10 protein-coding genes are annotated in these 11,164 nt (G+C 72.2%); 6 read left to right on the top strand and 4 right to left on the bottom strand.

The genetic code is table 11. The features are described 5' to 3' along the window. Nucleotides 1-782: 782 nt before the first annotated feature. On the top strand, nucleotides 783-1,457 hold the full coding sequence (locus tag ACWGR4_RS10200) for a peptidyl-tRNA hydrolase (protein ID WP_452128381.1): 675 nt from the start codon (nucleotides 783-785) through the stop codon (nucleotides 1,455-1,457). A 341-nt stretch (nucleotides 1,458-1,798) separates the two neighbouring features. Further along, on the top strand, nucleotides 1,799-2,179 hold the full coding sequence (locus tag ACWGR4_RS10195) for an STAS domain-containing protein (RefSeq protein ID WP_379998648.1): 381 nt from the start codon (nucleotides 1,799-1,801) through the stop codon (nucleotides 2,177-2,179). A gap of 58 nt (nucleotides 2,180-2,237) precedes the next feature. Here the strand turns inward: ACWGR4_RS10195 and ACWGR4_RS10190 are convergent, their stop codons facing one another. Next, nucleotides 2,238-3,233 (bottom strand): cobalamin B12-binding domain-containing protein, encoded by a 996-nt coding sequence (locus ACWGR4_RS10190; RefSeq protein ID WP_379998646.1) that lies wholly within the window; start codon nucleotides 3,231-3,233, stop codon nucleotides 2,238-2,240. Continuing rightward, nucleotides 3,230-4,960: a SpoIIE family protein phosphatase gene (locus tag ACWGR4_RS10185; RefSeq protein WP_452128382.1), complete on the bottom strand. Its 1,731-nt coding sequence runs from the start codon at nucleotides 4,958-4,960 to the stop codon at nucleotides 3,230-3,232. The genes ACWGR4_RS10190 and ACWGR4_RS10185 overlap by 4 nt, the downstream gene beginning before the upstream one ends. Nucleotides 4,961-5,239: 279 nt before the next feature. Here ACWGR4_RS10185 and ACWGR4_RS10180 point away from each other — a divergent pair, with 279 nt between their 5' ends. Further along, entirely contained in the window at nucleotides 5,240-5,629 is a 390-nt protein-coding gene (locus ACWGR4_RS10180) for an STAS domain-containing protein (protein WP_379998642.1), read from the top strand. A 190-nt stretch (nucleotides 5,630-5,819) separates the two neighbouring features. Here ACWGR4_RS10180 and ACWGR4_RS10175 read toward each other — a convergent pair whose 3' ends face one another. Both ACWGR4_RS10175 and ACWGR4_RS10170 read right to left on the bottom strand, forming a co-directional pair. After that, nucleotides 5,820-7,007, bottom strand: a complete 1,188-nt coding sequence (locus tag ACWGR4_RS10175; protein ID WP_452128383.1) for a phytanoyl-CoA dioxygenase family protein — start codon at nucleotides 7,005-7,007, stop codon at nucleotides 5,820-5,822. A gap of 204 nt (nucleotides 7,008-7,211) precedes the next feature. After that, nucleotides 7,212-7,955 carry a FadR/GntR family transcriptional regulator gene (locus tag ACWGR4_RS10170; RefSeq protein ID WP_380031278.1) on the bottom strand — a complete coding sequence of 248 codons (744 nt, stop codon included), beginning with the start codon at nucleotides 7,953-7,955 and terminating at the stop codon, nucleotides 7,212-7,214. 136 nt (nucleotides 7,956-8,091) lie between these two features. Between ACWGR4_RS10170 and ACWGR4_RS10165 the strand changes: the two genes are divergently transcribed. The 3 genes from ACWGR4_RS10165 to ACWGR4_RS10155 all read left to right on the top strand — a co-directional run bounded on the left by ACWGR4_RS10165 (nucleotide 8,092) and on the right by ACWGR4_RS10155 (nucleotide 11,143). After that, nucleotides 8,092-8,823: a (Fe-S)-binding protein gene (locus tag ACWGR4_RS10165; RefSeq protein WP_126635586.1), complete on the top strand. Its 732-nt coding sequence runs from the start codon at nucleotides 8,092-8,094 to the stop codon at nucleotides 8,821-8,823. A 128-nt stretch (nucleotides 8,824-8,951) separates the two neighbouring features. Further along, nucleotides 8,952-10,460, top strand: coding sequence for a lactate utilization protein B (locus ACWGR4_RS10160; protein WP_452128384.1), 1,509 nt, complete (start codon nucleotides 8,952-8,954; stop codon nucleotides 10,458-10,460). Next, nucleotides 10,457-11,143, top strand: coding sequence for a LutC/YkgG family protein (locus ACWGR4_RS10155; RefSeq protein WP_452128385.1), 687 nt, complete (start codon nucleotides 10,457-10,459; stop codon nucleotides 11,141-11,143). Before ACWGR4_RS10160 ends, ACWGR4_RS10155 begins: the two co-directional genes overlap by 4 nt. Nucleotides 11,144-11,164: the final 21 nt, after the last annotated feature.

Below are 11,164 nucleotides of genomic sequence, written 5' to 3'. Positions count from 1 at the left end.
GACCCGGGCACCCGCCCCGACGAAACCCCACACTCCGAAGCCCCCACCGGCGGCGGCCAACCCCACAACCCGGACCAACCCCGCACCACCCGGCCCGCAACCAAAGGCGCAACGCACGCCGAAACAAACCCGACCCACCCGCGAACGCAAGAGCGGCGGAACCCGACCCGGCCCCCTCCTCTGCCACCCGCCGCTGGTCGCCTTTCACCCCGACCCGGGCACCCGCCCCGACGAAACCCCACACCCCGAAGCCCCCACCCCGGGCAACGGCCCCCCACCGACTCAGACCAGCCCCACACCAGCCACCCCCAACCAACAGCACAACGCCCGCCGGAAACACCCGACCCACTCGGGAACGCCGCCCGGAGGACTCGACCCGATCACCACCCCGCCGGCCGCTGCCGGCCGGTTTCGCCAATCAACACGCTCGCCTCGCCGGGCGCCCCAAGGCTCGGAGCCCCGCGACCAGCCCCTCGACCAGCCCCGCGACCGGCCCCGCACCAGCCACCCGCAGCCAAAAGCGCAACGCGTGCCGGAAGCAGCCGAGTTGCCCAAAAGGTGCCGGAACCCGACCGACCCCTGTGCCCGCCCGTCCAACGCGCCATGTGGGCCTGGGCGTCCGCGGCGTGCCCGACGGTTCGGGGTGTGGGGCCGGGTTGGTCTCGGCCGATGCTTGTGGAAGCCCAGCCTCCGCACCCGGCGTAACGGGTGGGCGGGTGGGCAACACCAGCCACCCGACCCGCCCCACCCGCCCGGCGAGGCCATGTGGCCGCGAGCACGGCATGATCGGAGGCGTGAGTTCCATCGAATACGTTCTCCCCCTCGTCGCCCACATCGAGAAGGACGAACCCCCGGCCCGTACCGACGCGCTCGAAGCCGCCGCGCGGGCCGTCCTCGTCCTGCTTGCCGACGTGCGCTCCACCGACCCCGAAGGGGAGTGGCACGACGTCGTCGAGGCCTGGCAGGGGCATCGGATCCGCAAGGTGGTGCGCCGGGCGCGCGGCGGTGAGTGGTGTCGTGCCGGGGCCCTGCCCGGGATCACCGTGGTCCGCCGCACCGCCGAGGTCCGGGTGTACCCGCCCATCCCGCTGGACGGATGGCCCAAGGATCTGGCCAAGTTGCAGGTCTCCGGCACCGACCTGGACGAGCCGGTCGCGCCGCCCGCCGCCGATCCCGGGCAGCCGGTGTTGTGGTTGAACCCGTCTCTGGAGATGACCGCCGGCAAGGCCATGGCGCAGGTCGGGCACGGCGCGCACATCGCCTGGATGGGGCTCGGTCCGGGCGCGCGGAAGGAGTGGGCCGCGCGGGACTTCGACCTCGCGGTTCGGGTCGCCGACCCCGCCGCATGGCCCGCGCTGGCCGGCAGCGGCCGGCCCGTGGTTCGCGACGCCGGCTTCACCGAGATCGCGCCGGGGTCGTGCACCGTGGTCGCGGATGTGCCGTGGCCGACCCGCTGAACGTCGCACCGCCCCCGCCGCTTTGCGAGCCGAGGTGACGGCAGGTGACGTTGCGTCATCGGCGCGGTCGATCGGGCGAGCGCCGCCACTCCGGGAAGCGCCCGGGACGATCCGTGTACGCTGCAACCGAGACCCGTACGTGACCGGATCGTCACTGCCCCGGTTCCTGCGGCCCACTACGGTAGGTCACAGGCCGGGCCGACCACCCGGCTCCCGAGCCACGTGTCCAGGTCCCGCCCGGATCCGTCGGTGCCATCCGCTGGGGGGACGGGTCCGCCGATCGCTCCGGCCGCCCTGTCTCGCGCGGCTCGGGACACCATGGGCGAGGGGACTGCCGGCGCGTGACTCTTCAGGTGATCAAGGACGATCTCCAGGGCTGGACCGTGCTGCACGTCCTCGGGGAGGTCGACTACGCCGTCGTCCCCGAACTCCGTGAACACGTCAGACGCGCGGTCGCCGAGGGCGATCATCGGATCGTCCTCGAACTCACCCGGGTCGAATTCCTCGATTCCACCGGCATCGGCACCCTCGTCGCGGCCCGCCGACTACTGCGCTCCACCGGCGGCTCGTTGCGGCTGGTGATGCCCGGCAACAACGATCACCACGTCAACCGCGTCTTCACCGCGCTGGGCCTGCGCCGCCTCTTCGACGTACACCCGGACCTCACCGAAGCCCTGTCCGAAGACGCCCCCACGGACGAGGACCTGAGCGCCGCGGGCTGACCGGCTCCGGCACCGCCCTACAGACCCCGCCACAAACCCTGCCCTCCACCACCGCGCCCTACAACACCGCCCCGGCCGCCGTCAGCGTGGCGCTCGCGCCGGGGACGTGGGTCAGGCGCGTGGCGAAGGCCCGGTAGGCGGCGGCCAGTGCCTCGCTGGGCACGCGTCGGTGGCCCAGTACGTCGACGAACCACCGGGTGAAATCGACGAACAGCGCGTCGTCGTCCAGGAACAGCGAGACGGCGAGTGTGTCGACCGCACTGGCCAGGCCGTCGCGCATGGTGGTGTCCGAGCGTTCACCCTCGATCGAGGCCAGCGCCGACATGCCCGCGGCGACCAGCGGGGTGCGCAGCAGGCCGACGCCGTCGTGGGTCGGGTCGGACAGGTGGCGCAGGCGCGGGGCCGGCGTGGTGACGGTCGGCCAGTCGGGGCCGGTCAACATCTCGGCGGCGCGTTCCGCGTCCGGCGCCCAGCCGTTCGCGCCGACGACACCCGCCCAGCGGCCGTTCGGGCCGAAGCCGGGACCGCCCACCAGCACCGGCACGCCGACCCGGCGGGCCACCTCCACCATCGCCCGCGCGCCCGGTAGCGCGGTGGAGACCGTACAACTCAGCACCACCGACCCGGCGCCCGAGTCGGGCACCACCCGGGCCAGTTCGCCCGCGCCCGTACCCGGTGGCAGCACCGTGGTGTCGATCCCGCGCAGCCGCAACAGCGCGGCCAGGATCCGGGACGCGAGCCCGTGCCAGTCGCCCTGTGCGCAGCACACCACGATCCGGGTCTGCGAACGCGGCCGCGGCGTCGCGTCCGCGACCAGGTGCACCACCCGACCCGTGACGTGCGAGGCGGAGTGCTCACGCGCCACCGTCCACTCGCCCGTCGCCCACCGCTCGCCCACCACCCGCAGCGCCGGGATCACCAGATCCGTCAACACCTCCTCGCCCGGCACCCCCTTGCCCAGCAGGTTGCGGACCAGGTTCAGTGCCTCGACCTCGTCGGCTCGGCCCAAGTGTGCGAGGAACAGGTCGAGTTCGTCGGAGACCACGTGCGTCATGCGCCGTCCGGATGCTCGTCGGGACCGGGACGACCCGGCTCGGCCAGGATCGGCAGCGCCTCATGGTCGTCCCGATAGGGGATGTGAATGGCCAACAGCACCACGTCGTCGATCACCGGGGCGTCGCCGAGATGCGCCAACAGCCGCTGTTCCAGGCGCTCCACCAGCGCCTCCACCGGCATGCCCGCACACGAGGCGAGGTCGTGCCGCAACGCCCCCACCCCGTACGCCTCGCCGTCCGCGTCCCGCGCCTCGGTGACCCCGTCGCTGTACAGGAGCAGCGTCGACCCGGCCGGCAACGGCAGTTCCCGTTCGCCGAACACGGTGCCCGGGATGCCCGCCACCAGCGGATCGGTGAACGCCATCGCGGCCACCCGCCCCGCCGGGTCCATCCACAGCGGCGGCGGATGCCCGGCGCAGGTCAGCCGCACCCGGGCGGAGCCGTCCGGATGCACCGAGCAGTCCCCGGTGATCGCGGTCAGCACCAACGAGGGATCGCCGAGGGTGAGTTCCGCGTCGAGCAGCGCCATCCGATGCGCGGGAGCGCAACCCGCGCTCGCCGCCGTGCGCAGTATCAGCAGCGAGCGCGAGCTGAACATGCCCACGGGCGTGCCGCGTCCGCACACGTCGCCGACGGAGAACGCCCACGTGCCGTCGACCGGGGTGGGATGCACGGCGTAGAAGTCGCCGCCCAGACCGTTGGTCAGCGACACCGGCCGATAGCGGGCGGCGATCCGCGCGCCGGGCACCTCGGGCAGCGGGCCCGGGACGAGGGCCCGGGCGAGCAGCAGGGTGCGCCGGTCCTGTTCGACGTACAGCCGCGAGGTGCGCAGCGCCACGCCCACCCGTTCGGCGTAGTCCACGGCGAGTGCGATCTCCTCCTCGGCGAACGGCTCCGAGGTCGCCGAGCGCACGAACGTCAGTACGGACGGCGCGTCGTCGTCGGTGGGCACCGGGACCACAAGCGCGCACCGCGCGTCGACGGCGAGCAGGTCCGCGACCGCGTCGTCCGGCACCAGGCGGCCGAGCAGTTCGCGATCCATCAGCGGATGCAGTTCCTGCCTGCGGGTACGCAACACCCGGCCGACGCCCGCCGGGGCCGTCCACGCCGTGCCCAGGCCGGTGGTCACCCGGGCGATCGGGGTGCCGGTGGCGGGCGCGTAGGTGGTGCGCATCCGGCCGTCCTCCATGCTCGGCACGGACAGCGCCACCCAGTCGGCCAGTTCGGGCGCGGGCAGCGTGGTGACCAGATCGGTCAGCCGGCGCGGGTGAGTGGTCGCGGACAACATCCGGCCCGCCTCGGCGAGGAAGACCTTGCGCCGCCGCTCGGCCAACAGCGCGTCCTCGCGCCGCCGTTCGGCCGTGGTGTCGCGGACGTACCAGGCGTAGTGTCCGCCGCTCAGGAGCGCTCGCCGCCCCTGCACGCGCCGATCGTCGACCTCGCCGCGCCAGGTGGTCCCGGTCGCGGGCAGGGTCGGGAAGGCGGTGCCCACCGCACAGTCGGGCAGCAGGCGCGCGGCCGCGGGGTTGACGTGGCACACGGTGCCCTCGGCGGTGAACACGATCACGCCGGTGTCGCTCTCGTCGAGCACCTCGGCCGGTGACCAGCCGGGCGGCGCCGTCTCGTCGAGGGCGTGCGGTGGCTCGAAGCCGTTGCTCCGCCGAGCGGCGGCCGGCTCCTGAGTGTTACTGCCCCGCTCATCGCTTGAGGGGCGTGGTCCGGTCATGGCTACGGAATCCCTTGCGTCCGTGCGTTTCGAGCCGACTCGCGCCGGCGCTCGCGCAACCTTCACGGTACGACCGCCGGGGTCGGCCGCGGGCGGCTTCCGACGGAATCACACCTATAGGGGAAGACGGTCCACGAGCGACCGATGCGGCGAGTAGGGTGCCGATGCGGTCCTGCGTTCCGGGATGGATGTGGGGGTTCGTCCCGGGCCGCGCGCATCGTAGCGAGCGGTCGCGTGCCGCGCGACCGAACCGACACTCGACCGTGTGGAGTGGTCCCCATGAGCCTTGACGATCTCCCGCCGGACGACGTGGATCACACATCGTTCTCGGCCAGACCGTGCGTGGTGCACACGGCCCTGGAGGCCGACCTCGGTGGCATCGTGTCCGTACACGGCGACATGGACATGACCGCGGCACCGGCCTTCCGCCAGGCGGTGGACCGCCTCGTCGACGAGGGCGCGCGCAGCCTGCGGATCGACCTGTCGGGGGTGCCGTTCATCGACTCGTCCGGCCTGGGCAGCCTGGTCTACGGCTACCGCCGACTGCGCGACCGGGACGGGGGCATCGTGGTGTGCGGTGTCGGTCCGCAGCCGGCGCGGGTGTTGCGAATCACCCATTTGGACCGGATCCTCAGCGTCGAACCGGCGGGTGTCGTCCGGAACCGGTGAGCGCCGAACGCCGAACGCCGATTGCCGAGCGCCCATTGCGGCACACGGAGTGCCGATGCCGTTCGATGAGTACACGCGTCCCCGCGCCCGTCCCGCCAGGCGCAGTCCCCGCGCCCGTCCCACCACGTGCGATCCACGCACCCGTCCCGCCCGGCGCAGTCCCCGCGCCCACCCGCCCCGAGGGGCGGACTCACCGGCCCAGGCCGGCCTCCAGCTCACTCGCCGTACGACTGCGGATCAGGTCGTTGACCGCCTCACCCGGTCCGACCTGCTCGAACAGCGTCGGCGGCCGGAAGGTGACGTACATCGTGCGCCGCCCGCCCACCCCGGCGGGCGGCGGTGACGCGTGCAGTACGTCAGCCACGTGCACCGTCACATCGCCCGGCTCGGTCGGCACCGCGACATAGGGCAGGCTCGCCAGTTCCTCCTGCGTCGGTTGCGGGCAGGTGCGCCCGTGCGAGCCGGGGATCGCCTCCAGGTAGCCGGTCTCGGCGGAGGAGCCGGTCAGTTGGATGCCGATCGCCACCGACGGGCACATGATGTGGTGGCCGCCGAGACCGCAGTCGGTGTGCCAGGGGATGTTGGCGAGGCCCTTGAGCCGACCCGCCGGCTTGAGCAGGACGGAGACCCCCTCCATCCGGTCCATGGATGCGGCCAGGTCGTCGTGCAGCAGACCGGCCAGCCGGACCAGGCGCGGATCGCGGGCCAACTCGCCGATCGGCGCCGACCGTTCGCTCGCGTACACGATCCGGCACAACACCGCCTCACCCGACTCGGTCTCCGCCCACCAGGACCGGTCGTCGTCCGGCCGGGCCTCGGCGGCGAGCCGGTCCACCTCCGCGTTCAGGACCGCGATCTCGGCGGCGGAGAACACCCCGCGCACCCGCATCACCCCGGTCGCCTCGAAGTGTTCGGCGAGTTCCCGATCGGAGCGGTCGAGGGTGAGTTCGGCTGCCGGGTCCACCTGTGCGCCGTGCCGGTCGTACAACTCCGGGCCCTGCGGCAGGTAGATCTCGATGCCCTGGTAGAGCGCCCGCAACGCCGGTTCCCAACGGAACAGGTCGAGCACCGTGCCGTGTTCGGTGTGCACCTCGCCCGCGATGGCCAGCGCCGCGGCGGTGCGCAGCAGGGTGACCAGGTCGGTCCAGGCGTCGGGGGACAGTCGCACCACGCAGCCGGCGTCCGGGTCGATCCCCTCCACGACGCGCAGTCGGGAGTCGTCCGCGCGATAGGTCCACGCGCCGGCGCCGATCCGCAGACCGAGCGGGTCGAGCCCGGCGAGGCCCGCCTCGGCCCGTTTGCCGTGCGCGCCGATGAGCAATCCGGGGACGATGTCCCGGTGGTAGGTTTCCGCGTCGATCCGGTCGTGCCCGAGCATCCTCGCGACCTCCTGCGCTGTACGTTGCCGCGCAGTATGCCGGGCCGGAGCGCCGTGTCACCAGAGCGTTGCGCGCTTTGCCCGAAGTCCGCGCGAGCGGGCCGCCGACAACCCACCCCCGTCGCCGATCCGTCGACGGATCGCCTTATCACACGCGGTCGATGACGGTTCGTCAGCTATTTGGGCCGGGCCGTTGACGGTTCGTCAGTTCTCCGGGGAGGGTGCGTCTTCGCGGACCCGGGACACCTGCGGGTAGGCGCGGCGCAGATGCGCGGCCACCGCATCGGCCGCGGCGCGCGGGTCGCGGGCCACGATCGCGGCCAGGATGGCCCGGTGATCCGCGCGCAACGCGCCCGTGTCCGGCCCCAGTTCGGCCACCGCGCGGCGCTGGTGCCGACGTACGGTGTCGCGCAGCGCGCGCATGAACGTGGTCACCAGCGCGTTCCCCGACAACTCCGCGATCGTGGTGTGGAACTCGGTGTCCAGTTCGTTGAACCGCTCCGGGGACAGGTCCGGGTCGTCCATCGCGGCCACGATCGCGCGCAGCCGGTCGAGGTCGGCCTCGCCCGCATGTCGCGCCGCGCCCTCGACCGCCCACGACTCGATCAGCAGCCGGGTCTCCACCACGTCGTCCACGGCGAAGTTGGCCAGTCCCAGGTGCAGCCCGAGGACGCCGGTCAGCGCCGGGCCCGCCGAGCCGGCCAGGATTGCCCCCGCCTCCGGGCCGCTGCCCGGGTTGGCCACCAGCACGCCCATGGCCTCCAGGACCCGCATCGCCTCGCGCACCGAGGGGCGGCTGACCCCGAGCGCGGCAGCCAGCGCGCGCTCGCCGGGGAGCTTGTCGCCGGCGCGCAGTCGGCCGCTCGCGATCTGCTCCTCGATCTGCGCCACGACCTCCTCGAACGCGCGTACACGCTTGACCGGACGCCAGTCGGGGCCGTCTGTCACGGGGGCTCCTCGGATGCGGGCGTCGCGAATCGCGAATCGGGGGGTGTCTTGTGGCCAAGCATGCCATGCCCTTAGCGTGAGCACACCACAGTGTGGTCAGACCACATGATTCGACAGTCGCGAGGAGGCCGCACGCATGCGCGTCGGGCTGTTCATCACCTGCGTCAACGACACGCTCTACCCCCGCACGGGGCAGGCCGTCGTCCGCCTCCTGGAACGGCTCGGCTGCACCGTGGACTTCCCCACCGCGCAGACGTGCTGCGGCCAGATGCACTGGAACACCGGCTACGGAAAGCGGATCGAGCCGATGGTGGCCGGGTTCGCGGACACCTTCGCCGGCTACGACGCGGTGGTCACCCCGTCCGGGTCCTGCGGCGCGATGATTCGGGACAACCACCCGCGCGCCGCCGCCCGCGCGGCCGATCCCGGGTTGTCGGCCCGGGTCGCGGCCGTGGTCCCGAAGGTCTACGACCTCACCGAGTTCATCGTGGACGTGCTCGGCGTCACCGACGTCGGCGCCTACTTCCCGCACCGGGTCGTCTACCACCCCACCTGCCACTCCCGCCGCCTCCTGGGCCTGGGCGACCGGCCGACCGCGCTGCTTCGCGAGGTGCGGGGTCTGGAACTGGTCGACCTGCCGGGCGAGGAGGAGTGTTGCGGCTTCGGCGGCACCTTCGCGGTGAAGAACCCGGACGTGTCCACCGCGATGGGCGCCGACAAGGTGCGGCACGCGGCGGGGACGGGGGCGGAGGTGCTGTGCGCGGCGGACAACTCGTGCCTGATGCACATCGGTGGGCTGATGGATCGTCAGCGGACCGGCATGCGCGTTGTGCACCTGGCGGAGATTCTCGCCTCGACGGCGGGTTAGGGATTGTTTACCCGCCCGCTCCACCCGTTGCTTCGGTCGTACCGGCTGCGGTTTTCGGGGCAGCGGTCCGGCCTTTATGGCCTGTGAGCCGAATTTTTCCTCGACCCGTTGATCGGAAAGCTTTGGTTATGACCTCATCGCCTACGTTTTTGGGTATGCCGCCGTTTCCCGAGGCTGCTCGATCTGCCGTGTCGAATCCTCAGCTTCGGCATAATTTGCGCAAGGCCACTCATACCATTCGCGACAAACGAGCCCATGTGGTCGGTGAGCTTTCCGACTGGGGCGAGCTTCGGGCCGCCGGGGCGGCGATCAAGGATCGTACGTTGCGTCGGCTCGACGAGTACCTCGTCGCCGCCGAGGCGGCCGTCACCGCCGCCGGAGGCACCGTGCACTGGGCGGCGGACGCGGCGGAGGCGAATCGCATCGTCGCCGATCTGGTTCGGGCCACCGGGGAGACCGAGGTGGTCAAGGTCAAGTCGATGGTCACCCAGGAGATCGGGCTGAACGAGGCGTTGGCCGCCGAGGGTATTCGGGCCTACGAGACCGATCTGGCCGAGTTGATCGTGCAGTTGGGCGACGACCTTCCGTCGCACATCCTGGTGCCGGCCATCCACCGCAACCGGGCCGAGATCCGGGAGATCTTCGTCCGGGAGATGGCCGAGTGGGGGGTACCGGCGCCGCCCGGGCTGACCGACGAGCCGGCCGCGCTGGCCGAGGCCGCGCGGCGACACCTGCGGGAGCGCTTCCTGTCCGCGAAGGTCGCGGTGTCCGGCGCGAACTTCCTGGTCGCCGAGACCGGCACGCTGGTCGTGGTCGAGTCGGAGGGCAACGGGCGGATGTGTCTGACCCTGCCCGAGACGCTGATCTCCGTGGTCGGCATCGAGAAGGTGGTGCCGACCTGGGCCGATCTGGAGGTGTTCCTGCAACTCCTGCCCAGGAGTTCGACCGGGGAGCGGATGAACCCGTACACCTCGATGTGGACCGGCGTCACCCCCGGCGACGGCCCGCAGGACTTCCACCTGGTGCTGCTCGACAACGGCCGTACCGACGTGCTGGCCGACACCACCGGGCGGCAGGCGTTGCGCTGCATCCGGTGTTCGGCCTGCCTGAACGTGTGTCCGGTGTACGAGCGCACCGGGGGGCACGCGTACGGGTCGGTGTACCCGGGGCCGATCGGCGCGATCCTGGTGCCGCAACTGCGGGGTGTGGCGACCGGGAAGGTGGACCCGCAGACCGCGTCGTTGCCCTACGCGTCGTCGTTGTGCGGTGCCTGCTACGAGGTGTGCCCGGTCGCCATCGACATCCCCGAGGTGCTCGTGCACCTGCGCGAACAGGTGGTCGAGGGCGGCGGTCACCGGGCCGAGCGGGCGGCGATGCGGGCGGCCGAGTGGGTGCTCGACGACGCGAAGCGGCTGCGTACCGTACAGCGGGTCGCGGCCCGCTCGCGTCGGTTGTTGCCGCGTCGCGCGCCCGGGCCGGGTGCGGCCTGGTCGGACAGCCGGGCGCTGCCGGAGGTGCCGGCGCAGTCCTTCCGCGACTGGTGGGTGCGCGAACGCGGCGCGCCGCCGCAGCAGCCCCCGGCCGCTGCGGCGCAACCGCCGGCGGAGAAGAACCGGATCGAGGAGGACGACCGATGAGTTCGCGTGCAGCGATCCTGGCCCGGGTCCGCCGGGCGCTCGCCGACGTGCCGAGCGACGACGACTCCCCGGTCGTGCGCGACTACGCACGGGCGCATGTCGCCGAAGGTGTGCTCGACCTGTTCGTCGAGCACCTGCGCGACTATCGGGCCGTGGTGCACGAGGTCGCCGAGGATGCCCTCGCGGACGCGGTCGCGGCGGCGGTCGAGCGGCGCGGGGCCCGCACCCTGGTGACCCCGGCGGGGCTGCCGGCGGCGTGGACGGCCGGGCTCGCCGAGGGGGTGTGCCTGGCGGACGGCTGGGTGTACGGGCATTTGTACGACAATAGTATTAATAACAGGCCTGAGGTCGTCGAACCCGCCGACATGCTGACCACGTCGGCCCTCGACACCGCCGACGGTGTGCTCACCGCCGCCGCCGTCGGCATCGCCGAAACCGGCACGATCGTGCTCGACGCCGGGCCCGGCCAGGGCCGTCGGGCGTTGACCCTGGTGCCGGACTGGCACCTGTGTGTGATTCGCGCCGCCGACGTGGTTGCCTCGGTGCCACAGGCGCTCGAACGACTCGACCCCGGTCGACCGCTGACCTGGATCTCCGGGCCGTCCGCGACCAGCGACATCGAGCTGAATCGGGTCGAGGGGGTGCACGGGCCGCGCACCCTCGAAGTCCTGATCGTGCGGTGACGGGCCGCCGATCATTTACAG

The sequence above is a fragment of the Embleya sp. NPDC055664 genome (genome assembly GCF_053618075.1).
The sequence above is the reverse complement of the archived record's forward strand: the minus strand, read 5'-3'. Positions and strand labels throughout refer to the sequence as shown.

Excerpts from the sequence above, each read along its gene's own strand:
- ACWGR4_RS10200 (WP_452128381.1), top strand. The coding sequence starts at position 783 with ATGATCGGAGGCGTGAGTTCCATCGAATACGTTCTCCCCCTCGTCGCC.
- ACWGR4_RS10190 (WP_379998646.1), bottom strand. The coding sequence starts at position 3,233 with ATGACGCACGTGGTCTCCGACGAACTCGACCTGTTCCTCGCACACTTG.
- ACWGR4_RS10185 (WP_452128382.1), bottom strand. The coding sequence starts at position 4,960 with ATGACCGGACCACGCCCCTCAAGCGATGAGCGGGGCAGTAACACTCAG.
- ACWGR4_RS10180 (WP_379998642.1), top strand. The coding sequence starts at position 5,240 with ATGAGCCTTGACGATCTCCCGCCGGACGACGTGGATCACACATCGTTC.
- ACWGR4_RS10175 (WP_452128383.1), bottom strand. The coding sequence starts at position 7,007 with ATGCTCGGGCACGACCGGATCGACGCGGAAACCTACCACCGGGACATC.
- ACWGR4_RS10165 (WP_126635586.1), top strand. The coding sequence starts at position 8,092 with ATGCGCGTCGGGCTGTTCATCACCTGCGTCAACGACACGCTCTACCCC.
- ACWGR4_RS10160 (WP_452128384.1), top strand. The coding sequence starts at position 8,952 with ATGACCTCATCGCCTACGTTTTTGGGTATGCCGCCGTTTCCCGAGGCT.
- ACWGR4_RS10155 (WP_452128385.1), top strand. The coding sequence starts at position 10,457 with ATGAGTTCGCGTGCAGCGATCCTGGCCCGGGTCCGCCGGGCGCTCGCC.